The organism is Acinetobacter sp. Ac8 (assembly GCF_055392545.1).
This window is the reverse complement of the sequence record NZ_AP043689.1, coordinates 3,270,399-3,292,413: the sequence shown is the minus strand read 5'-3', so window position 1 is coordinate 3,292,413 and position 22,015 is coordinate 3,270,399. Positions and strand designations below refer to the sequence as shown.

22 protein-coding genes are annotated in these 22,015 nt (G+C 37.2%); 20 read left to right on the top strand and 2 right to left on the bottom strand.

Going from position 1 to position 22,015, the window contains the following annotated elements:
- Window positions 1-2: 2 nt before the first annotated feature.
- The 16 genes from ACZ5QH_RS15605 to ACZ5QH_RS15530 all read left to right on the top strand — a co-directional run bounded on the left by ACZ5QH_RS15605 (window position 3) and on the right by ACZ5QH_RS15530 (window position 14,982).
- Complete coding sequence (locus ACZ5QH_RS15605; RefSeq protein ID WP_464016726.1) at window positions 3-3,116, top strand: tape measure protein; 3,114 nt, start codon at window positions 3-5, stop codon at window positions 3,114-3,116.
- Between the two features lie 3 nt (window positions 3,117-3,119).
- A complete protein-coding gene (locus ACZ5QH_RS15600; protein WP_464016725.1) occupies window positions 3,120-3,533 on the top strand; it encodes a hypothetical protein in 414 nt (137 codons plus the stop codon).
- Window positions 3,523-5,481 carry a hypothetical protein gene (locus ACZ5QH_RS15595; protein ID WP_464016724.1) on the top strand — a complete coding sequence of 653 codons (1,959 nt, stop codon included), beginning with the start codon at window positions 3,523-3,525 and terminating at the stop codon, window positions 5,479-5,481. The genes ACZ5QH_RS15600 and ACZ5QH_RS15595 overlap by 11 nt, the downstream gene beginning before the upstream one ends.
- A gap of 2 nt (window positions 5,482-5,483) precedes the next feature.
- Entirely contained in the window at window positions 5,484-7,100 is a 1,617-nt protein-coding gene (locus ACZ5QH_RS15590; protein ID WP_464016723.1) for a hypothetical protein, read from the top strand.
- Between the two features lie 50 nt (window positions 7,101-7,150).
- Window positions 7,151-8,389 (top strand): hypothetical protein, encoded by a 1,239-nt coding sequence (locus ACZ5QH_RS15585; protein WP_464016722.1) that lies wholly within the window; start codon window positions 7,151-7,153, stop codon window positions 8,387-8,389.
- Window positions 8,389-8,649, top strand: a complete 261-nt coding sequence (locus ACZ5QH_RS15580) for a hypothetical protein (protein WP_464016721.1) — start codon at window positions 8,389-8,391, stop codon at window positions 8,647-8,649. The genes ACZ5QH_RS15585 and ACZ5QH_RS15580 overlap by 1 nt, the downstream gene beginning before the upstream one ends.
- Entirely contained in the window at window positions 8,646-9,047 is a 402-nt protein-coding gene (locus tag ACZ5QH_RS15575) for a hypothetical protein (protein WP_464016720.1), read from the top strand. Before ACZ5QH_RS15580 ends, ACZ5QH_RS15575 begins: the two co-directional genes overlap by 4 nt.
- A gap of 228 nt (window positions 9,048-9,275) precedes the next feature.
- Window positions 9,276-11,075, top strand: coding sequence for a hypothetical protein (locus ACZ5QH_RS15570; protein ID WP_464016719.1), 1,800 nt, complete (start codon window positions 9,276-9,278; stop codon window positions 11,073-11,075).
- Window positions 11,068-11,298: a hypothetical protein gene (locus ACZ5QH_RS15565; protein WP_244015816.1), complete on the top strand. Its 231-nt coding sequence runs from the start codon at window positions 11,068-11,070 to the stop codon at window positions 11,296-11,298. The genes ACZ5QH_RS15570 and ACZ5QH_RS15565 overlap by 8 nt, the downstream gene beginning before the upstream one ends.
- A 60-nt stretch (window positions 11,299-11,358) precedes the next feature.
- Window positions 11,359-11,715 carry a hypothetical protein gene (locus ACZ5QH_RS15560; RefSeq protein ID WP_034698412.1) on the top strand — a complete coding sequence of 119 codons (357 nt, stop codon included), beginning with the start codon at window positions 11,359-11,361 and terminating at the stop codon, window positions 11,713-11,715.
- Window positions 11,712-11,930 (top strand): hypothetical protein, encoded by a 219-nt coding sequence (locus tag ACZ5QH_RS15555; protein WP_004724917.1) that lies wholly within the window; start codon window positions 11,712-11,714, stop codon window positions 11,928-11,930. Before ACZ5QH_RS15560 ends, ACZ5QH_RS15555 begins: the two co-directional genes overlap by 4 nt.
- The gene (locus tag ACZ5QH_RS15550) at window positions 11,917-12,357 is read left to right on the top strand and encodes a lysozyme (protein WP_464016718.1); all 441 of its coding nucleotides are present in this window, start codon (window positions 11,917-11,919) and stop codon (window positions 12,355-12,357) included. Before ACZ5QH_RS15555 ends, ACZ5QH_RS15550 begins: the two co-directional genes overlap by 14 nt.
- Window positions 12,354-12,827 (top strand): hypothetical protein, encoded by a 474-nt coding sequence (locus ACZ5QH_RS15545; RefSeq protein ID WP_464016717.1) that lies wholly within the window; start codon window positions 12,354-12,356, stop codon window positions 12,825-12,827. The genes ACZ5QH_RS15550 and ACZ5QH_RS15545 overlap by 4 nt, the downstream gene beginning before the upstream one ends.
- 607 nt (window positions 12,828-13,434) lie before the next feature.
- Window positions 13,435-13,926 (top strand): DUF2867 domain-containing protein, encoded by a 492-nt coding sequence (locus tag ACZ5QH_RS15540; RefSeq protein WP_303576240.1) that lies wholly within the window; start codon window positions 13,435-13,437, stop codon window positions 13,924-13,926.
- 167 nt (window positions 13,927-14,093) lie between these two features.
- Window positions 14,094-14,450 carry a hypothetical protein gene (locus ACZ5QH_RS15535; protein ID WP_034616240.1) on the top strand — a complete coding sequence of 119 codons (357 nt, stop codon included), beginning with the start codon at window positions 14,094-14,096 and terminating at the stop codon, window positions 14,448-14,450.
- Window positions 14,451-14,751: 301 nt separating this feature from the next.
- Window positions 14,752-14,982, top strand: a complete 231-nt coding sequence (locus tag ACZ5QH_RS15530; protein ID WP_004823058.1) for a hypothetical protein — start codon at window positions 14,752-14,754, stop codon at window positions 14,980-14,982.
- A gap of 80 nt (window positions 14,983-15,062) precedes the next feature.
- On the opposite strand, the gene argG is transcribed toward ACZ5QH_RS15530, so the two are convergent.
- Complete coding sequence (gene argG / locus ACZ5QH_RS15525; RefSeq protein WP_303576239.1) at window positions 15,063-16,406, bottom strand: argininosuccinate synthase; 1,344 nt, start codon at window positions 16,404-16,406, stop codon at window positions 15,063-15,065.
- 267 nt (window positions 16,407-16,673) lie between these two features.
- On the opposite strand from argG, the gene ACZ5QH_RS15520 reads away from it, so the two are divergent.
- Window positions 16,674-17,000 (top strand): hypothetical protein, encoded by a 327-nt coding sequence (locus tag ACZ5QH_RS15520; protein ID WP_303576238.1) that lies wholly within the window; start codon window positions 16,674-16,676, stop codon window positions 16,998-17,000.
- Window positions 17,001-17,065: 65 nt separating this feature from the next.
- On the opposite strand, the gene ACZ5QH_RS15515 is transcribed toward ACZ5QH_RS15520, so the two are convergent.
- On the bottom strand, window positions 17,066-17,917 hold the full coding sequence (locus ACZ5QH_RS15515) for a LysR family transcriptional regulator (protein WP_004724903.1): 852 nt from the start codon (window positions 17,915-17,917) through the stop codon (window positions 17,066-17,068).
- A 152-nt stretch (window positions 17,918-18,069) separates the two neighbouring features.
- On the opposite strand from ACZ5QH_RS15515, the gene ACZ5QH_RS15510 reads away from it, so the two are divergent.
- From ACZ5QH_RS15510 to lldR, 3 genes are all read left to right on the top strand, one after another.
- Window positions 18,070-18,987: a DMT family transporter gene (locus ACZ5QH_RS15510; protein ID WP_303576237.1), complete on the top strand. Its 918-nt coding sequence runs from the start codon at window positions 18,070-18,072 to the stop codon at window positions 18,985-18,987.
- A 582-nt stretch (window positions 18,988-19,569) separates the two neighbouring features.
- The gene (lldP, locus tag ACZ5QH_RS15505) at window positions 19,570-21,240 is read left to right on the top strand and encodes an L-lactate permease (protein ID WP_171066882.1); all 1,671 of its coding nucleotides are present in this window, start codon (window positions 19,570-19,572) and stop codon (window positions 21,238-21,240) included.
- A 30-nt stretch (window positions 21,241-21,270) separates the two neighbouring features.
- Entirely contained in the window at window positions 21,271-22,014 is a 744-nt protein-coding gene (gene lldR / locus ACZ5QH_RS15500) for a transcriptional regulator LldR (protein ID WP_034618110.1), read from the top strand.
- Window position 22,015: the final 1 nt, after the last annotated feature.

The following is a 22,015-nucleotide window of genomic DNA, read 5'->3' as shown; positions in this document are numbered from 1 at the left end:
GTATGGCTTCAGGATCATTGGATTTTCGCTTAAACCTGTTAGCCAATACTACTGGCTTACAACAAGGTGTGAATGGCGCTAAATTTGCAGTAAATGCATTGGTTGCCGCAATGGCAGCTGTTGGTGTTGGTTTAAGTGTTCAAGGTTTGGCACAAGCAGCGGACTCATATACAAATCTTTCGGCACGAATTAATATAGCCACCAAAGATGGTGGCAACTTCAATCAGGCAATGGCAGGTGTTCACCAAGTTGCGCTTGCTACAAACTCCAATCTAACCACTACTGCTGATTTATTCACACGTTTAAACACTGTGGGTAAAGATATGGGGATGACGCAACAACAAGCGTTAGAACTAACAAAGACGGTTACCCAGGCGATTAAGATTGGTGGTGGCACAGCAGAAGCTGCAGATGGAGCAGTTACCCAATTTATTCAAGCCATGCAAGGTGGAGTTCTTCGCGGAGAAGAATTTAATAGCATCATGGAAGGTGGTTACGGTTTAGCCGAAGCTTTGGCAAGAGGTTTAGGAGTTACCACTGGCGAACTTCGTAAAATGGCTGAGGCTGGTGAGCTTTCTTCTGAACGTGTGGTCAAAGCCCTTCAAAGTCAATCTGCATCAGTGCAAGCGACTTACGATAAGTTCCCTACAACAATTAGTAATGCTTTACAACGTATATCGACAAGCTGGGAAATATTGATTGGTAAGATGGACCAGTCAAATGGTGCATCTGCAACTGTAGCTCAATGGCTTGTGCTTCTTGCTGATAATATTTCGGAACTTGATTTTGTTTTAAAAGATATTGGTGATGGATTTATTTGGGTTGGGGATCAGCTTAAAAAGATTGATCCAGCAACAATTGAGGCATTAAAGACTGCCTTAATGAGTGCTTATGACGCACTTAAATCCATGGCAAGCACCCTTGGGAATAGTCTCGAAATTGCAGGCGATCAATTAAACTCCCTATTAAGCCATATATTTAATTTTAATAGTGGGGTAGATCAAGCGTCCGATAAAACCAATGGTTTAACAAAGTTTTTGCAAGCGTTAAACGTGGCAATTGGTTTCATCAATGATGGTTTTAATGGTTTGAAAATTGGGGCAAGCCTACTTGCTGGTGTTATTTATGATGTTGCAGCAGCATTTACATATTGGAAGTCAAAGCTTTTATTTGGTGAATATAAAGATGCCGCACTAAAAGAATATGAGGAGCTTTCGTTAAAAGCGAAAAGTTATTATGAGCAATCATCAAATCAGGCAATGGAATTTAAATCCAAAGGCATTGAAGCCATTCAGGAGATATCAAAAACACAAAAAGAAAAAGATGCTGAAGCTGTTGCTTCTTCAAAAGCTAAACTTGATCAGATAATTGCAGATCAAAACTCGGAAGTCGCAGGGAAAAAATCAAGTGAGGAGGAAAAGTTAAAAGCTGTTCAATCCTATGCCGAAGCTGCCATTACCGCCAATAAGGGTCTGATGGATGGAAAGATTCAAGCTGATCTGATTGAAAAAGGCTACATGGTAACGCTTGACCAATCCGGCAAGGTAGCGGTTGCATCACTCAATGAAGCCAAAGTTGCTACCGAGGAAAAAACCAAAGCCACTGAACTTGCAAAAGAGCGCGAGAAGAAAGCCGAGGCAGATTTTCAAGCTTATTTAAAAACGAGTGCAGTTGAGAAAATTACCCTTACCAAGCAGATTGAAGAAGCTAGAAAAACTGGTGATTTGAATGCCTTAAAATCTGCGCAAGATGCATTGGTAGCTATAAACACAAAGGAAGAAGAATTAAATATAGCTCGAAAATCGCGATCAGCCGAGGTTGCATCAGGTTTGAAATCTTCCGCTGATGTTGCAAGGAAAGCAGCAACTGCTTTAGATCTAGACTTAGATATTCTATTAAGTAGAATTTCAGAAAAGTTCAAAGCTGGGGGAGTAAATGTTGTTAACTTCTCAAAAAATCTCACAGCCTTGGGAGTTCAGGGCAAACAAGCTGGTGAAGTCACATATCAAGCGTGGGTAAAATGGTTAGAAACAGCAAAGTCACAAACTGAAATTGATTATGCAAAATCAAAACTTCAAGAATTTGGTGTACAAGGAAAGCTATCTACTGAACAGGTCGCAATGGGAATGCAAGCCATCCGACAAGTTGTTCAGAAATTACCAGGTGATCTTAATCCTGTTGAGCAAGCATTTGAACGTCTTGGGATTAAAACTAAAGAGCAGTTAAAGCTTGCAGCCCAATCAGCTTTGGCAGATTTTAATACCATTCAAAGTAGTGGCCAAGCCACTGCTGAAAGCTTAAGACAAGCTTATGAAAGAACCATTCAAGCAGCGATTGCTTCAGGTGATCAAGCTGTAATTGCTCATACTCAAGCAAAAGCTGCATCACTTGGTTTATCTGTTCAAATTGATGATACAGGCAAGGCAGTTGTACAGTCTTATGATGAAATGAATAAAGCTGCTTCATCTCATGCTTCAACTGTTTCAAGCGGTGTAACAAGTGCCTATCGTGAAATGGGTGCGGTTGCAAGAGAAGAGGCTCAAAATTCAATTGATGCATGGAATGAGGCTTTAAGTGCAAAATCTGAGGCAGAGGCTAAAACGAAAGAAGAAAAATCCAAAAAATCAAATGCTGTTTCAAGTACATCCTATACGAAGAGTTATGTCCGGGATGAGCTTAAAAAAATGGGTTATGACGATGCTCAAGCTGAGTCAATTGCTCAAAATATTTTTGGTACCGCACTCGCAAAAGATCAAGACGTTTTGCAAAAAAATCGAAGTCTTGGCGGGCTTACGGATATTTCAGGTATGTTGTATCAAGAGTTAAGAAAGAAAGGATTAGCAGGCTATGATGGCTCAAGATACATTGAACAGGCATTACAGCGTTACTCGGACGGAAAAGGGCAATCTACAATGCAAGCATTGGCGCCAAATGTTTACGGAGATACTCAAAAGAATACCTCAGCTGCGCTTTCAAGCAATTCTGATCCAAGTAAGACAGTTAAATACAGTTTTAATTTTAATGGACAGGATGTTTCCTTGATGGGGAATGCGAGTCAAGAAAGCACCTTAAATGAACTGTTTAGACAGCTTGAAACACTTAAAAAGAGTGGTTAAAACATGAAATTAAAACGAATATCAACAAAAGAAACCGTCACCTTATCAGACGGTTTTTTATGGTCTGATGAATTTGATTGGAATCAGATTGAGCAGAAACAAGATCACGCAGTAGATGGAGCTTTGATTATTCAGGAAGGTAAAAAGAAATCGGGTCGTCTGATTACTTTGACAGCTGATAAAAACATGGCATGGGTAAAAAGGCATATTGTTAGCAAGTTAAAAGATTGGTCAATTCTTCAAGAAAAATTTGAACTTCAATTTAACTATTATCATGACAAGCGCACGTTTAACGTAGTTTTTAATCATCAAGATAAAGCAATAGAAGCAAATCCTGTGCTTGAGCATCCGACTGTTTCTGAAGATGACGAATATAACGTGACACTAAGATTTTTGGAGATAAACGATGCCAATTGAAACTAAAGATTTAGTTTTATATGAATCTGAGCGCTTAAGTGATAATGATGACGGGGGCGGTAAATACAATGGGCAAGTCATCATTGATGGACAGAGTAACAACTTGTTCAATGACATTTCAGAATTAGATCGAAGCCTTGGCGATGTATCAATGCGAAAGATATTTCCTGCGGTAACAACAATTGATACTGATTTATTAATGGGATCAACCGTATTTATATCTGAGAACCCCAAAGATCCTGCTGTTTCAGCACTTTTATTTAGCACTGGAAATTATACAGATCAACGTAAATCTGCACAAAATCGAGTTGAGTCATATCTTGCCAAAGGTGGGCAAATTGCTGGTACACCACTCGACACGCTTTGGCAGGGTATGAAACAGATTCAAGTCTGTATGTTTACCAGTGAAATCGAAAGTAATGTCGGTGATGCGATTGTATTAGTTTCTAATGAAGGGAAGGTAAATACGCATGAGCAATATGTACGAATCCTTAAAGTTGAAACACGGATATCCAAGATTGTGGTTGATCAAAAAGAAATTGAATACAAGATTGCCACATATAGTATCAGTGATCCATTAGAAATTGACTTTGTAGGCTTGTCAGCAAAAAGTTGGTATGCAGGAGAAAAGCCAACAACTATCATTCGTGAAACTTTGGTTGCAGATACAGGGAAATATTATTCATCAACTCAAGCTACTGAAGATGCTCAACTGGGCGAGTTTACAGTCAATGTAAAAGATGTTTTTACTCAGATTATCCCTAGCGCTCAAAGTGAAACAGCGATCATTGATGTAAATGCTGCAGGTGAGAAGACGACTCTAGTTCCAGGTAATGATGGTGTTGTAACGACAAGTTATCAAGTTGTTATTTCAACATCTCAAAATTTTTACTTAGGCTCAAGTGTCATGCCTTCTAGTCTCAGTTTCGCTTTGTTTAATCAACAAGTAAATGATAGTGGAGGATTGTTGAAAACCAATGCTGGCAGTCAAGTGGGAACGATCGATTATCAAAAAGGCTTGATTCAATGGACTACAGCTGCAGGTTCAGGGAATACGACTTTAAACATTGCATTTAAACCAGCTTCGACACCTTTACAAAACACCCAAAGCCAATCGATTCAAGTGACACAAAATAATCAAGGATCAAATTGGACGGGAGTTTTAATTCCTCCACCTGCATCAGGCAGTGTTTCTGTGTCATTCATGGTGAAAGGTAAGTTTTATGAACTTAAAGATGATGGTTCAGGCCAACTCAAAGCAGGTTCAACATCTATCGGCTCAGGTTCAATAAATTACGAAACTGGATCTTGGCTTTTGACAACAGGTGAATTAGCCGATGTTGGAAGCAACATTCTCGTTTTGTGGTGTACGCCAATCTCAACTTTTGTACGTTCAAATCTAACTCTTGAAAGCCCTTCATTCGAGTTACAGTTGGGAGAGGCTGTTGCAGCAAATAGTGTTGTCGTGAAGTGGAATGTCGGTGACATTGAGAAAACTGCTACAAGCAATGCTCAAGGAAAGTTTAATGGAGATGCAACAGGATCAATAAACTATGCAACTGGTGTTGGTAAGTTTATACCAAAAATTTTACCCCAAAAAGGCACAGTCTTTACGATTAACTACAACACGGGTTTTCCATTAAATCAAAACGCAATAATCACACCTACAGTTGAGCAAGAGTTAAGTTTTAATGTGGGAACGGGTAATGCACTTCAACCAGGTAGTATTGAATTAAAAATGGAATTACAAGATCAGCTTAACCAGAATTTAACTGAATTGGTCCTGACAGATTCTAAGGTTGACAACACCGTTGGTAACTTATACGACAAGTTAGGCAATATTCACGGAACAATTAATTACAGCTCAGGTGCTGTCGTGATAAAGCCATATTTAGAAGTTATGGTGTATCAAAAAAATTATACACCTCAAGTATTTGTGAGTAATTAATCATGAGTTTTTATTCACCGCAGACTGAATCAATAGCTTCTGAAAAGAAGAAATTAAGACCTTATTTCCCAACTAACATTAATATTAAATATCGTGATTCTCCCGATATAAGTCCGAATGTCAAACAGGTGACTGCGGATAAACTTAAAATTGACTTAACACCTCAGTTTAGCGAACTAGTACTGACTAATTCAGTGCGATTTAAGCTAGGAAGTGATGTTTATCTTGATCGAAATGGAATAATCTATAGAAATATCAATAACTCTACAAATACTGGCATTACTGCAGGTTCTGTGAATTATGGAACGGGTATGGTTGAGATTGATTCTTGGACACCTTCAACTGAAAGTACGATTTCTCTACAGTCTTTAGCAACAACTACAGATGCAATTGAAATTAATCACATCAGCTTTAGAATTCCGGTTATCCCTGTTCGACCGTCTTCGGTTACAGTAGTTTTGAGTACTGTTGAATTTGGTGCTTTAAATTTGCAGTTTGATGAGCAAGGAAAAGTTGAAACATCAAAAGCCCATGGTTCTGTGAATTATGAAACTGGATTTGTAGATATATACTTTTATACAAAAACAGAAATCACTGAGACAAATAGGCCCGAAATTGAAGCAAAAGAGTGGTATGACGTTCTTTTAGAATATGATGAGTCAAATAAAAAATATATCAACATACCCGTGTGGGTTGTTCCCGATACTGTTAAATATAATGCCATCTCCTATACCTACATTCCGCTTGATGCTTCGATTTTAGGATTGTCTGCAACACGCTTACCGCCGAATGGTCGTGTGCCTATTTTCCGCGTTGGTGATATTGGAATTGTCAGTGCAGCCAAATCTATAGTGATGCCTGATCATATTGCGGGCAAAACCTATATTTTAGATGACAAGCGTATTTCTTGGTGTGAACTTCAAGATAGTAAAGGCGTGAAGGTTCCTTTTGATATGTATGTGGTGAATTACGACTATGGTGAGGTCACTTTAAGCGGTGATTTCGCCCTAAACTCGCTAATACCACCTTTAAATATTAAATATCGCTATCAAGACATGGGGTTAATTAGAGATGTACAGATCAGTGGACAAGTAACTTTCACCAAGCCATTAACTCACAATTACAGCGCTGAAAATACAATCGTTGGTTCTGCATTGGTTATTGGTGACATGCAAGCACGTTATTCAAATATGTTTTCGCAGGGAACGTGGGGTAATGTGTGGGTAGAAGAGCCTACAGGTGCGCCGATTTCAGCTCGTTATAACGATGCGCTTTACCCTATTGCCATAACCAATAAGGGAGCTATACAAGAGCGTTGGGCATTGGTATTTACAGACAATACGAATTTCCGAATTATTGGACAATATTCTGGACAAATTGGCACAGCAAATATTAATACAGATTGTGAGCCAATGAACCCAGTAACAGGTATTCCTTACTTCAAAATTAAAAAAGAAGGATGGGGCTCAGGCTGGGTTAATAACAATGTGGTGTTTTTTGATACCCATGCTGCAATGTTTCCAGTTTGGGTGATACGTACAGTGAAGCAATCAGAACCTACTGAATTAACAGATCAGTTTCAGATCATGTTACGTGGTGATATTGATCGAGTGATCTAAGCATATTTTACAAAGACCGCAAAAGCGGTCTTTTTTATGGACTCAATATAATGGCAAATACAGATATTAAATGGTTTAGTTTTGATAATACAAACGCCCCGCAATTAACAAATACCTGGGGCTGTTTAATTGATGTACTTGATGCCTGTCTTGTAAATGGCTTTGGCTCACAAATAGTCTCAAGTTTAGTTATTCAAGATGGAGTAGGAACTGCAACATTTGGTTCAAATCATAATTTTAAGCAATTCCAGGTTGTCGAATTTAGCCAATCATCAATCCCTGAGTTAAATAAAGAGTTCAAAATTCTTGGAATAACTTCTAACAAAATTGAATTTATTGTTAATTTGCCAAATCAGACAGTCACAGGAACGATTTCAGCAAGATTAGCATCATTGGGTTGGACTAAAGCATTTTCTGGAACACAGAAGGGTGTATATCAAGCAAAAGACAAAACTGTAAATCCGTATTTCTTGCGTGTGGATAATAGTCGAGATCCAGTTTATACAGATTCTTATGCCAAGTTTGCAAAAGTTGGCATACTTGATTCATGTAGTGGGATAGATGATTTTAGCGGGAACCAAGCGCCATTTAACTCTGCAAATCCGACAAAAAACTGGGTTGGAACAGGAAGCGGATCAAGTGCAAGTGTTGGTTGGTTTAAATGGCATTATGCGCGCGGCACGAGTGCCTCTAGCTTTAGCGCTGAATTGACCACACCCATTGACGGCAATAGATCTTGGGTACTTGTAGGGGATAAGACATCATTCTTTATATTGCCTGCACTAACTCCGACATCAACTGCTAGTTTTAATAAAATACCGTACGGATTTGCTCTGTTTCGTAAAAAAGATATATGCATACCTGTACTTGTAGCTAACAATAATGGCGGTGGCGTATCTACAGGGCAATATCATGACAATCCATTATTAAACTCAACATACGCAGGATTTGCGTTTCTAAAAAATATTAAAAACACTATTTCCAACACAGTTCTAACCACTCAAATAGGAGGATTTGCCACATTTAGTGGTTATTCTGGAGCTGTCACGCAAGACACTCAAGACGGGGATGTTTTTATGGATATATTTGCTAAGGACGGTTCAGGATATTTATGTGGCGTTGTTGATTTGGCAAAGTCAGTTTTACATGATTCAAGCAATGATCAAGAAATAAAAATAGTAACTGACACAAACATACCCTATCTTTTTGTTAGAACTGCAACAAATGTAGGCGGGGGTTCTCCAGCAATCCTTAAAACCGCGCTTGCATTCAATCTAGGGGATTATTAATGATAATTAATAGGGCAATCAAATATTGCACCTCAAAAGGTGGTGACTTATTAATTAAAGGGATAGTGACCAAAAAAGGGGTGCCAATCATCTGTACTGTTAGAGCATATTCAAGAAAATATGGAGATATGCTAAGTCAATCAACCTCTAAAAATGATGGTTCATATATTCTTTTTGGATCAATTAATTCTGCAAATTATGTAGTAGCTATTGATCCTGAAGATGAATTCAACTTAGCAGCAGAGGATAATATTCAATGAATTTTACATCGATTGAAGTTGGGTTAATTCAGCTTAAAGCAATTACTGAATATTTAGATCAAGGTAGCGCATTTGCTACCTTTGTTTTTTATAGTGACGCTAAACCAGTAAATGTTTCAATAGCTGCTGATGAAAGCAAAAGGCTCGTTACTCTGTCACTTCCAAAACCATGCTTTAAAAAGATAAATGCAGATAGCATAGAGTTAAATCAGACCGATGCGGCACTTGTGGTAAAAAATGGAACAGCAATATGGGCTAGACTTTATAACGGTGCTGGTGTTGCAGTTACGGACTTTTCAGTGGGAGCTGATATAACGATAGCGGAACCGAATTTAATCGAGGGATCAACACTGATGTTAAATTCTATAATTTTAAAGCCAACGCCATTACCTGCATAAAGAGGTGGACATGTGTCTAAGTACCAACCGCCGAGAAAAACCAATGTCGCACTGAATTTCTCAAAGCAAAATACTGGGACAAATAATTTAGAATTTGGAGAAAATGAACTTAATAATGCTGAATTGAATGCAGTTATTAATACATCATTCTCATCAATTCTATTCACCCATGTAGATAATTTAAATCAATTAAAATCTGTTTTAAGTACCAGCTTAGTTGCTGAAATATTGGCTCAAAATGGTCAGTTCGCTCAACTGAATTCATTAATTTTTACTTCATTTTCTTCGAATGTTGAAGCTGTAAAAATAAGTCAGTTTTGCAGTATAAATTCAGAAATCAATACTCATTTTAATGCAAATGTTTCAGCTCGCTTTGATATTAATTTTAATGTTGGTGTCTTTAGAGAGCTTAAAACCGATTATTTTGCTGCTTCAGCGATCTTACTTAATGAAAAGGTTAGGTTCTCAAAACCAGTATTAAAGGCATTAAGTTCAGCATTTTCTTATGATTCAAGTATTGAGATAAGTTCTTCAAGAAATTTTAATTTTGAGCGTGGTATTTCGATAAATACTGCACTTAAGACCAAATTTAACGAAACCTATAAAATACTTAATTCATTAAATACAGCTTGGGATGAAACAGAAAAAAGACATCACAATCTTAGTTTTTTCCAAGAACAAGCTATTAGTTTAAAAGTAAATATTGATGAGCAATGGGTAGATCTTGTTAGAAAGCGTAAAAATCTAACATTCTCTCATGAGGTTGCACAAAAAATTGCTTCTGTATATCGCTTTCATTGGGATGATGGCTTAGAGATTATTTCTCAATACGCATTGAATTGGGAGATTGCAAGTTCTATTTACTATCGAAAATCTAAAATTGATCCTTGGCCAAAACCTGAAAATCCTGATACGAAGAGCAAAAAGTTTAATCTAAACTTTTGTTGCAAAAGATCAAATGTGAGGCGAAGCAATCTACTACTCAATTTTGATGTTGATCATTGCAAACTCAAACCTTCACTTCCTCAAGTTGAAAATAAAAAATGGTGGTACATCGTGAACAATATATCTGTATTCAATCTTCGAACTGGGGAAGAAATCAAAGTTATTAGTGGCAGTTATAGTACTGATCGAAGCCAATGGTGTTGGTCCTATAGCTTGTCCGTTCCTCAAACTGAAATCTCGAAAATTGAAAAATTTGATATCTTAGAGATTAAGGTCAATGGTTCGGTGCATCACATGATGTATGAGGAATATTCTCGCAGTCGCCAATTTCCAACGATTACATTTACCTTGACTGGTCGAAGTCAGACCGCATTGCTTGAATCAAAATATTCACCTGTTCGATCTTATCTACAAGAAAATGAGCGATCTTCAGTTCAACTTGTTCAAGCGGAATTAGATCGAGTAAACAGTGATGCTGTTTTAGATTGGCAGCTTATCGATGATCTTGGTTGGATTGTGGAAACTGAGAGTCTGAGCTATACAAATCTTCCTCCAATAGAGGCAATTAAGCTAATTGCTGAAGCTGGCGGTGGATTTATTTATAGTGAAAAGAAAGACAATAGACTTTCAATTCGCCCACTTTATAAAAAAGCATTCTGGGAGCAATTACATACCCTAGATTATGACCGATTAATACCTGAAAGTTTGGTTTTGAAACATTCAGAAAGTTATGACGAGTTTCTTAATTTTAATGCGATCACATTAACCAATCCTAGAAATGGCAATGTTGGACAAGTTAAAAGAAGAGATACTGCAGGAGACGTTTTATTAGAACCCGTTAGTAATCCTCTTTTTAATGCTGTCAGTATGGGTGGTTTTGGTAAAGCAAAATTATCAAAGTCTGCTCGAGTAGAACTTCATGATTTTGATTTGCCAATATTTGAAACAATAGGCGAATGTGTGCCAGGTGAAGTTGTTGCTTTTAATGGTCTGTGGTGGGGAATTGTTGATTCAGTAAGTGTTTCTTTTACCTATTCAACAGTGAATCAATCAATAAGTGTTGAAAGGACAGTGAATGAGTAATATTTACACAAGATTTTTAGCTTTGTTGCCACAGAATCCTGAATTCGTTGGTGTAATCACTTCATCAAATCACCCCAATTACAAAGTCTTGGTTTCTGATAATTCAGGGTTAGTGATGTGCACCAGTTCAGTTGAATACAAAACTGGTGATCGAGTATTTATCTCGAATAATGAAATCAAAAGATCTGCACCAGAGGGCACTGTGGTTCAGATAGAAGTATGAAATTAACCAAATACAGGCACCCAACCGGGTGCTTTTTTATTGCCAAAAATAGGGGGTTACATGTCTGAAAACGAATCCTATGGGATTAGATTTGAAAAGAAAATTGATTCAATTCAAAGTGATATTCGCATGTTGTCAGATCACGTTACACGACTGACGTTCATTAATGAAGCGCACAAAGAAACTAGCGAACAAAACAAAAAGGATATCGATACATTGGATATCAAGGTTGCCAATTTAGAAAATCGGACAGCCTCTCAAGATGGTGGGCTTTCTGTGCTGCGTGTATTACTCGGGATTTTTGCTGGTGTCGTGTTTTCTCTATGCGCTTGGGTGGGATCTTCAATTATTCAGATGAGCCAAGATCAATCCTTGATAAAAGAGAAGGTTTCTCGGCTAGAGGAAGCAGGACGATGAATAATGACAACACAAGAGCCTATCTAGCTTTCTCATTGGTTGCGTTGATGTTTGTTCTGATCATTGCTTTGTTTTTTGTGGATATGCCACGGGAAAATAGCAATTTGATTAACACAGCACTGGGTTTTATTGCAGGTGCGATGACAACAGCGTGCGGATTTTATTTTGGTAGTTCTGAACAAGAAAAGAAAGGTGATAGCAATGAAAACAAGTAACTCAGGAATCAATCTAATCAAAGGCTTTGAAGGTAAACGTTTGAAAGCCTATGACGACGGTGTGGGAGTTTGGACCATTGGATTTGGCACAATTAAATATCCGAATGGTGTTCGTGTAAAAAAAGGCGATACATGCACTGAATCTCAAGCGGAAGAATATCTTCGCAATGACTTAGTTGTATTTGAAAATGCTATCAATCGCTTGGTGAAAGTACCGCTTAATCAAAACCAATTCGATGCTTTAGCCTCATTCACTTATAACTTAGGCGAAGGCAATCTTAGCAAATCTACTTTGCTAAAAAAGTTAAATGCAAAGGACTATAAAGGCGCAGCGGCTGAATTTCCTAAATGGAACAAGGCTGGTGGTCGTGTCTTGGCTGGACTCGTAAAACGTCGCAAAGCTGAAATGGAGTTATTTTTAAAATGACACTATTCCTAATCATCTCAAAATGGCGAGAAATCTTAATCGGTCTTCTCGCTTTTTTATTACTAATTTGCCTTGCCTTGTTGAACCATAAAGCAGGGCAGATAGAAAAATACAAACAGGCTGAAATTGTTCTGCAAGCTCAAAATGCAAAGGCCCAAGCAGCCTCAGCACTCAAAGAGAAACAATGGTCTGAACAACAGTTAAAAGCGGAGCAAAACTATAATGCCAAAATTAAACAGATTAAGTCTGATGCTGATATTGCTCAGTCCAGCGCTAACAGCTTGTCAAAACAACTCAAAGTTGCAAACAGTCGCTTGCCCCGTGCTACCAAAGAAACCATCGTTGAGTACACCATTGCCAACAGTGACATACTCGAAAACTGCATTACTGAATATCGAACAGTGGCAGAAAAAGCTGATGGACACGCAGCTGATGCAGAAAGATTGATTGAAGCATGGCCCTCTGAGTGAGGGCTTATTTTCTCAGGAATAATTTTGGAATAAAAAACTATCAAAAAAGCAAAAAATTGCTAACTTGCGCATTTTCGCAAGCTGAAAATAAAATAGAAAAATATTACCTTCTGCTATAGAATTAACTTGTTAAGAGTAAGATTCTATTTAGTTGATCATATGTGAATAGCGGATAGAGGACTATTCAATATAAAGTATTGGTAGTACTTTATATTCCAAATGGTTTGGTTTAGTTGGTAGCTAATCCAAACTATTTTATTTGTGATGAAAATTTCACCAAAACCTAATTTAAAAAAGTCTTTGTGTACAGAATGGTGTACATATTAATTATTTTGAATCAACTAAAGAGATATAACCAATTGTTTTATAGTGTTTTAATATTGTTTTAAGTCATTCATAACATGGATAATTAATCTAAACACAACATAATCAAAGGTCTGCCAGGTGCAGACCTTTTTGTTATTTATGGTTTGTCTATTTTATTCTAGAATCTAAGTATATTTATTAAACTTTAGGCTGTGAGTAATTGCACCAACAACTGATTACTGTAGACTGTTTTGAGTATCTATTTAAAAAAATATTAATTATATTTTAAGGAGTTAATCGAATGAACATAGAAAAAGATTCTAAAATACTGGTTGCTCCACTTGATCAATTAAATTTTTTACATGAAGCCAAGCAATATATTGATAAAAATCTTACCAGTACTCAAGCCTATTATCTAATGACCAGTAAGCCGCCAGTTTGGTTGAGAGCTGCGTTTAAGCTAAGAGATTTTTTAAGCCGGCATTTAGGTGGTGTGCAACCTATTCAAGGCTTTGGTGAATCAACTAAACCGCTTCAAGTCGGTGGGAAAGCAGATTTTTTTGATGTGGTTAAAGTCTCAGATCGTGAGCTTTTTTTACAGTCAACCGATAAACATTTGAGTGTATTGTTGGTTTTACAAATCGAAGAATATGATGAGCTTAGAAATGAATTAACGATATGTACCAGTGTAGTGACATATAATCTTTTTGGGAAAATTTATATGCTGCCTGTTTCTATGGTTCATGGTTTTATTGTTCAGCAATCACTTAAAAACCTTCAAATTAAATCTTGAAACGCCAAGGCTTTGAACTATGACAAAATGCTGTAAAACTTGGCAAAAAAAGTCATATTTATACCTTAATTGTAGATGAAAACTCCTGTGAATAAGAAAACTCCTGTGTAAATAGCAATTTAAATCATTTGTTGATATTTTGTTGAAACTTAAATGGAGTGTTGGTTGTGAAAAAAGTATTGTTGGTTATCTTAGCTTTAGGGATTTCTCATCATGTATTTGCTAAAGACGTACACAAATGTGTGGTAAAAGGTTCGGTAACTTACCAATCTAGACCCTGTGCTGGAACTGCTACAGTAAATCCACAGCAACAACTTCAACAAAAATTAACTCAACGAACTGCAAACCAAACTTCGATACAACAACAAAAAACTCAGTCTGAAATGCATCAGTATTCTCAGCAGCAACATCTGCAACGCCACTCTGGAAACGGAACATCTAATGAGATTCCAGATACTGTTGAAGGTAAAAAGAAAAGTTTGGCTATAGCGCAAGAAGCTTATAAACAAACAAAGAATCGATAATTGTATTTTAAATCTGCTTGGACCTTTTTTGTTTTATGGGCAACTGGTTTTTATTAAAGCGGATTCTATTAAAGCGGTTTGGAGAATAAGCTCAATATAACAATAATTTGATGGATGAAGAGTATTGGTGGAAGTGATTGCTGAAGCTTCTAAATCACAAGGTGATATGCTTTTTACTTAAGTTTTTCGCTTTCAATAAATAGGGGATTGTAATCCTATGGCTGTAGGTGAGTAATGTATTGGATGGGATTATTCTGTTATATTAACAAGCCCAGTTAAATTTATTGAAAGCCTTGAATTTATGTCACAGACAAGTTCGAAAAAATTTTATATCTTTGCGACATTAGCATTGTTATTTCCAGTGTTTTTAGTTGGAATGGCTTTTCTTGCGGCTAAAAGTGATGCCGAAACCAAACGGGAATATGATCAAATTCGCCAAGAACATGCTGAAAAGATTGAGTTGCAAAAACAACAGCAAAAATTAGAGCAACGAAACTTATCGCAACCTGAAACGAAGAATGCAGTGTCTTGATAAGCAATCTTTAATGAAAAGTCATTAAGGCTAAAGCTAAAAAAACCGCCAGATTTGGCGGTTTTGTTTTTCATCAAAAATTATTTATTTTTGTCTTTCAACTGAGGGATCGCAGATCCTGTACCGACAGCCAATAAACCAGTATTGGTATAAATACCAAGTTTTGCACGGGTGTCCGTGATATCAAGATTACGCATAGTCAATTGGCCGATACGGTCAGCAGGACTAAACATTGAATCACCTTTTTCCATGGTTAAACGCTCAGCTTCATAAGTGAGGTTCTCTGATTCAGTGTTCATAATCGTGTAGTCATTACCACGACGAAGTTCTAAAGTCACAGTACCTGAAATTGCTTTAGCAACCCAGCGTTGTGCTGTTTCACGTAGCATCAATGCTTGTGAATCGAACCAACGACCTTGATACAATAAACGACCTAGACGTAAACCATTGATACGATATTGTTCAATAGTGTCTTCGTTATGAATACCAGTTACAAGACGTTCATAAGCAATATGAAGAAGTGCCATTCCCGGAGCTTCATAGATGCCACGAGATTTTGCTTCAATAATACGGTTTTCGATTTGGTCAGACATACCTAGACCATGACGACCACCAATGCGATTGGCTTCAAGAATGAATTCAACAGGGTCTTCAATACGTTTGCCATTTAATGCAACAGGAAAGCCTTCTTCAAACGTTACAGAAACTTCTTCAGCTTCAACTTTTACGCCTTCTTTCCAGAACGCAACGCCCATAATTGGCTCAACGATTTTGATGCCTGCATTGAGGTATTCAAGATCTTTCGCTTCGTGAGTTGCACCCAACATGTTTGAATCTGTTGAATAGGCTTTCTCTTTCGACATTTTGTAATCAAAACCATTGTCGATCAAGAATTGTGACATTTCAGCGCGACCGCCTAATTCATCAATAAATTGCTGATCTAACCAAGGTTTGTAAATTTTAAGTGCAGGGTTGGTTAATAAACCATAACGATAGAAACGTTCAATATCGTTCCCTTTATAGGTTGAACCATCACCCCAAATATTAACATCATCTTCTTTCATTGCTGTAACAAGCATTGTACCTGTTACTGCACGACCTAATGGTGTTGTGTTGAAATAAGGAACACCACCGGTGCTGATATGGAATGCACCACATTGAATTGCAGCAATACCTTCCAATGCAAGTTGTAAGCGGCAGTCAACCAATCGGGCTTTTACAGCACCGTAGTTTTCAGCTTTACGCGGAATTGCATCGTAGTCATCTTCATCAGGTTGACCTAAGTTTGCTGTATAAGCATAAGGTTCTGCGCCTTTTTGTTTCATCCACAATAAAGCTGCTGAAGTATCTAGACCACCAGAAAAGGCGATACCCACTTTTTTGCCTACTGGTACATTCTGCAAGATCGTTGCATTATCAGTCATTGCTCGTCCTAACTATTTCGAAAGAGGCACCACATACATGGGTGGCCAAAGAGAATTTTATAAACGCAGTATTGTAGCACTTTTTCAATCAATGTTTTATTGGATTTGAAGGTTAACATTGAAAAAAATAACAATTTGTAGAGTGAAATGAATTTACTTAAATGACCTATGCACCTCATGTAAAAACTTATAAGAAAAGTCAAATTAACGAGGTGTGAAATTTAATAAATTGATATAATTTTCTAATTATTAAAAACTTTTAATCCTATGCAATTAAATAAAACGCTCTACTATACGCATAATACTTTGTTTGGCTTTTACGGTATTTTGTTGCTTATATTAATTTTCTGTGCACTAACTTCGGGGTTTAATTCCACTAGTTTTGTAGGTGTAGTATTTGCTTTTGCGGTGTTGTTTGGTTTGGCATACTTACATTATAAAACCGCTATTGAAGTTGAAAAGGGGAGTGAAATAGGGAGATTGATGTCTACCATTATTGGATGTTTATTCTTGATTGGATTTCCAATAGGTACTTGTATAGGGCTGCTGATTTTGCTGAATGTGCGTAAGGCCAAATGGCAGGCTGCGGATTGACCTATGTTAAAAGTAAGATAAATTGGCTGTATAGATTTAATCCAATATATCTGATTTGTTCGGGATCATAGCTGATCATTTAAACCAATAAACTGCTTTTCAATCGGGGTAAACACATGTTCACTTCGTGCAATCAGATAGAATCCAATATCTCGATATTGTTCGGGTGTTTCTCGATAATATTGAATATTAAATTTTTTAATCAGTGACTTTGCAATCATTGAAATTCCCATACCCAATTGAGTGAAATTGACTAAGGCTTCATGATCATAAATATGGGTTAATTCACCTTTGGTTAAATGATAATCTGTATAAATATGATCTAAAGTGGTTGCATAACAGCATTCTTCTGAGGCAAGTAAAATATTTTGATGATTGAGACAGTCTTCAAGGCTGTCATGGTTGATGACATTTTTCCCAATAATCACCAATTGATCATCTGCCTTTTGAATATACTGAATATTTTTCTGTTTTGGGTGACCTAGAACATAAGCGATATCTAAGTTTCCGCGTAAAATTTCATCTTCAATATAGCCTGTAGCACCTGTTTTCATGGTGATTGAAAGCTCAGGGTAGGTTTCATAAAGTTGACTAAAAGATGGGTAGAAACGCATCCCGCCTAAACTGGTGTTGGTACCAAAGCGTAAATATTTTTCCTGTTGATAGATTTTATTTTCTGTTTCTTCCCACGTGAAGATCATTTTTTTATATTGTTGATATAGGTTCATTCCTGATTCGGTCAGCTCAACACCTTTGGGTTTTCGGATGAATAGTTGACGTTTATAGTGATTTTCAATCTTTTTTATTTTTGCAGTCATATTCGATTGCAAATAATTGAGTTTATTTGCTGCTGCTGTAATGCTTTTTAGTTCAGCAACAGTCACAAATGATTTGATATCACCCATATCGATATTCATTTCAATTCCTCAATAATGCATTGAATACGTGCTGACACTAAAGTATCTGCTTTAGCATCAAAAAAAATGATGTGTACATTAAAACATAGCATTATTCATGATGTCATTTATTTTCTATACTCTATGTACTTTCCATCTGTTGAGTACAGCAAATGAATCTTCGAGTGATTGGTGCAATTGTATTATTGTGTCTCGTCTGGGGATCTTTGTGGGGATTGGTCAAACATAGTTTGCAAATATTTCCGCCATTCTTATTTATTTCTACGCGTTTAATCTTAGCTGCGCTTACCCTTATGTTGGTTCAAGTACTGTTAAGAAAATCTGTTTTACCCGCAAAAGGTGAATGGCAAAAACTGATGATCTCAAGTTTGATGATTTGTATTGGTTTTTATGCAACACAAACCTTTGCCATGCAATTTGTTGATTCAGGATTGTCTGCGGTTTTAGTGTTTACTATGCCTATTTTTATTGGTGTATTGGCGCATTATATTTTAAATGAGCGTTTAAATAGCCAAAAAATGATTGGGTTGGTTCTTGGCACATTGGGCTTGATTGCGATTCTTTGGCCACAATTACACCATATTCATTTGAATTTATCGTTAATTGGTCAAGCTTTCTTAATCTTGTCTGGCTTCTTCTGGGCTTTAACCACAGTGTATATCAAACAGAATTTTGCGACTTATGACAAAATCAAATTGACCTGTTGGCAATTGCTGATGGGTGGGGTGGTGATTCTGATCGGCGCTTTAATTTTTGAACCTGTAGATGTTAAAGTTTGGATGAATCCACTGAATGATTCAATCCTGTTCTATATTGCTGTGATTGGGACAGGTTTTGCCTTTGCCTTGTGGAATTGGATTGTGAGTCAGGTGGATACCTTTGTTGCGTCTATTTCAATCATGTGTATTCCTATTCTAAGTTTATTTTTTGGTTATGTGCTTTGGCATGAGCCGATTACAATCAACATTATTATCGGTGCTGCGTTTATTTGTTCAGGAATTATTTCAAGTTCTTTAAATCTTAAAATCAAGAAAAAACCTGCAAGCTTATTGAGTTGTGAGCATCGTTAAATCAATGAGTGGACATTGTTGAATTAATTTATAGTTGATTAAATTTATATAATTTTTAATTAAAGTAAAAAGCAAAATCAGTGAACATTTATTGGTTTTGCTTTTTTTCTTTCTGTTTTTTTCTATTTTTACTTGATATTTGTTTGTTTAAGGCGATGCCTTGACGCTTATTTTAACTTATTTTTAAATTGGTCTGACTAATTTTGGTTTTGCAGTATTTCTAAACCCGATAATAAACTTAAATCAGTGTTACTAAAAAGTGTATGAAAGAATAGCATACGACTAAAGTTGTATAAAATTAGTTTAATTTAAAAAAATATAATATAAAACAAATGAGTTGTTCGATTTGAAGCCCTGAAATCTGAAGGATTGATCTGTGAATCGACTGAAATACTTACATTATTGGTCATACCAAAATAATTAATTGAGTGCCAACTATTGATCTTTAAATCAGCAAAAATTAATATTAAGTGGCAGTTAGTGCAAAATTTTTTAATTTAAAACTAAATTGGTCATACCAATTATTGAGAAATAAATGGATGATTCAATGATATTTCACGTTCTAGCAAGCATTTCAAGGAGATGACAATGCTTCAACATTGGCAACAGATTTATGATCCGATGGGCAATATCTGGGTATCCAGTGCCATTGCGCTGATACCGATTATCTTTTTCTTTTTAGCCCTTGCTGTATTCCGCATGAAAGGAAGTGTTGCGGGGACAATTACAGTTGTATTGGCTTTACTGGTTTCATTATTTGCTTATCAAATGCCAACGATGATGGCATTGGCATCATTGGTCTATGGTTTCTTTTATGGTTTATGGCCAATTGCATGGATCATTATTGGCGCAGTATTCCTATATAAAGTTTCAGTAAAAACAGGGCAGTTCGATATTATTCGTTCTTCGATTTTGTCGATTACGGAAGACCAACGTCTGCAAATGCTTTTTGTTGGTTTTGCTTTTGGTACTTTCTTGGAAGGTGCGGCTGGCTTTGGTGCACCTGTTGCGATTACCGCTGCGTTATTGGTGGGGCTTGGTTTTAAACCACTTTATGCGGCGGGTCTATGTTTGATTGTGAATACAGCACCTGTGGCATTTGGTGCAATGGGGATTCCAATTATTGTGGCTGGACAGGTTTCTGGTGTAGAAACAATGGAAATCAGTCAGATGGTTGGACGTCAGTTGCCATTTATGGTTCCAATTGTGCTGTTCTGGATCATGGCAATTATGGATGGTTGGCGTGGTGTAAAAGAAACTTGGCCTGCTGTGATTGTCGGTGGTGGTTCTTTTGCGCTTGCACAATATTTGACTTCAAACTTTGTGGGTCCAGAATTACCCGATATTACCGCTTCAATTGCGTCTTTGGTTTCATTAACGATTTTATTAAAATATTGGCAGCCAAAGCATATCTTCCGTTTTGCAAATGAAGATGACAGCATGAGCGAAAATCTTGCTGAACAGAAACAGCAGAAATATAGCCTTGCTCAAATTGCCAAAGCGTGGTCACCATTTGCGATTTTAACTGTGATGGTTACGATCTGGAGTGTAAAACCATTTAAGGATTTATTTACCAAAGATGGCGCGCTGCATGATTTAGTGATTTCTATCAAAGTGCCATATTTGCATCAAATGATTCAAAAGATGCCACCTGTTGTTGCTGAAGTAAAAGACTATGATGCAATTTATAAATTTGATTGGTTCTCAGCGACGGGTACCGCAATTATTATTGCTGCAATCATTACCATTATTTTCTTAAAAATGAAGCCAAAAGAAGCAGTGGTTACTTTTGCTGAAACCGTTAATGAATTAAAAATTCCAATTTATTCGATTGGTATGGTGTTGGCATTTGCTTTTATTGCTAACTATTCAGGAATGTCTGCAACCTTGGCTTTGGCATTGGCACATACGGGTCAAGCATTTACATTCTTCTCTCCATTCTTAGGATGGTTAGGTGTATTCCTTACAGGTTCGGATACTTCTGCAAATGCTTTATTCGGGGCATTACAAGCCACGACTGCGCAACAAATTGGTGTCCCAGAAGTATTACTGGTTGCTGCAAATACCAGTGGTGGTGTCACTGGGAAAATGATTTCTCCTCAGTCGATTGCAATTGCATGTGCGGCGGTGGGGCTGGTAGGTAAAGAGTCTGATCTGTTCCGTTTTACGGTTAAACACAGTATAACGTTTACTGTAATGATCGGTATTATTATTACACTACAAGCTTATGTGTTCCCATGGATGATTCCATGAGCATAAAACGTCACTGAATGAGGAAAGCAGATGAAAGTCTCTGACAAAGTGGTACAAAGCCTTCGTATGTTAATTGAAGAAAAAAACATGCAAGTCGGAGAACGTTTACCTGCTGAACGAAAGTTGTGTGAACAACTGGGCGTATCCCGTTCCTCTTTAAGAGAAGCGATTTCTCAACTGACCAGTACTGGAATGCTGGTCAGCAAAGGCGGGGCGGGGACATATTTACAACAATTCCCGGTGAATTGGTCGCAAAACCAGATTGTTGAATCTTTAAGTAATTTGATTGATGAAGACCCAGCATATCGTTTTGATGTGCAAGAGGCGCGAACAATCCTTGAAGGTGGTTCAGCTTGGTATGCGGCACAACGTGCAACACCTAAAGATCTGGCTCAGATTCGCGAATATTATGATCAGATTTCATATTTTCAGTCGATTGGTGATGATGAGCAAGCTTCACTTGCCGATGCTAAATTTCATTTGGCGATTGCTGAAGCATCGCACAATTTAGTGTTGATACAGATGATGCGGGGCGTTTTTGATCTGTTGCAGTTTAACGTGCTCTTGGGTAGACGCAAAGTGTACTCAGAAACACATCGATTTGATCAATTGCATGATCAGCATTTTAAAGTGATGGATGCAATTGAACGTCATGATCCAGATGCTGCAAGAGATGCGGTCTGTGGACATATAGAATTTGTAGTACAGCAAGTACGTATGATTGATGAGGAAGAAGCCCGTCGTCAGCGTGCGAGCCGATTAAACAGGATATGAG

Bases quoted from the DNA above. Each gene is read 5' to 3' on its own strand.
- ACZ5QH_RS15605 (WP_464016726.1), top strand. From the start codon at position 3: ATGGCTTCAGGATCATTGGATTTTCGCTTAAACCTGTTAGCCAATACT.
- ACZ5QH_RS15600 (WP_464016725.1), top strand. From the start codon at position 3,120: ATGAAATTAAAACGAATATCAACAAAAGAAACCGTCACCTTATCAGAC.
- ACZ5QH_RS15595 (WP_464016724.1), top strand. From the start codon at position 3,523: ATGCCAATTGAAACTAAAGATTTAGTTTTATATGAATCTGAGCGCTTA.
- ACZ5QH_RS15590 (WP_464016723.1), top strand. From the start codon at position 5,484: ATGAGTTTTTATTCACCGCAGACTGAATCAATAGCTTCTGAAAAGAAG.
- ACZ5QH_RS15585 (WP_464016722.1), top strand. From the start codon at position 7,151: ATGGCAAATACAGATATTAAATGGTTTAGTTTTGATAATACAAACGCC.
- ACZ5QH_RS15580 (WP_464016721.1), top strand. From the start codon at position 8,389: ATGATAATTAATAGGGCAATCAAATATTGCACCTCAAAAGGTGGTGAC.
- ACZ5QH_RS15575 (WP_464016720.1), top strand. From the start codon at position 8,646: ATGAATTTTACATCGATTGAAGTTGGGTTAATTCAGCTTAAAGCAATT.
- ACZ5QH_RS15565 (WP_244015816.1), top strand. From the start codon at position 11,068: ATGAGTAATATTTACACAAGATTTTTAGCTTTGTTGCCACAGAATCCT.
- ACZ5QH_RS15560 (WP_034698412.1), top strand. From the start codon at position 11,359: ATGTCTGAAAACGAATCCTATGGGATTAGATTTGAAAAGAAAATTGAT.
- ACZ5QH_RS15555 (WP_004724917.1), top strand. From the start codon at position 11,712: ATGAATAATGACAACACAAGAGCCTATCTAGCTTTCTCATTGGTTGCG.
- ACZ5QH_RS15550 (WP_464016718.1), top strand. From the start codon at position 11,917: ATGAAAACAAGTAACTCAGGAATCAATCTAATCAAAGGCTTTGAAGGT.
- ACZ5QH_RS15545 (WP_464016717.1), top strand. From the start codon at position 12,354: ATGACACTATTCCTAATCATCTCAAAATGGCGAGAAATCTTAATCGGT.
- ACZ5QH_RS15540 (WP_303576240.1), top strand. From the start codon at position 13,435: ATGAACATAGAAAAAGATTCTAAAATACTGGTTGCTCCACTTGATCAA.
- ACZ5QH_RS15530 (WP_004823058.1), top strand. From the start codon at position 14,752: ATGTCACAGACAAGTTCGAAAAAATTTTATATCTTTGCGACATTAGCA.
- argG (WP_303576239.1), bottom strand. From the start codon at position 16,406: ATGACTGATAATGCAACGATCTTGCAGAATGTACCAGTAGGCAAAAAA.
- ACZ5QH_RS15520 (WP_303576238.1), top strand. From the start codon at position 16,674: ATGCAATTAAATAAAACGCTCTACTATACGCATAATACTTTGTTTGGC.
- ACZ5QH_RS15515 (WP_004724903.1), bottom strand. From the start codon at position 17,917: ATGAATATCGATATGGGTGATATCAAATCATTTGTGACTGTTGCTGAA.
- ACZ5QH_RS15510 (WP_303576237.1), top strand. From the start codon at position 18,070: ATGAATCTTCGAGTGATTGGTGCAATTGTATTATTGTGTCTCGTCTGG.
- lldP (WP_171066882.1), top strand. From the start codon at position 19,570: ATGACAATGCTTCAACATTGGCAACAGATTTATGATCCGATGGGCAAT.
- lldR (WP_034618110.1), top strand. From the start codon at position 21,271: ATGAAAGTCTCTGACAAAGTGGTACAAAGCCTTCGTATGTTAATTGAA.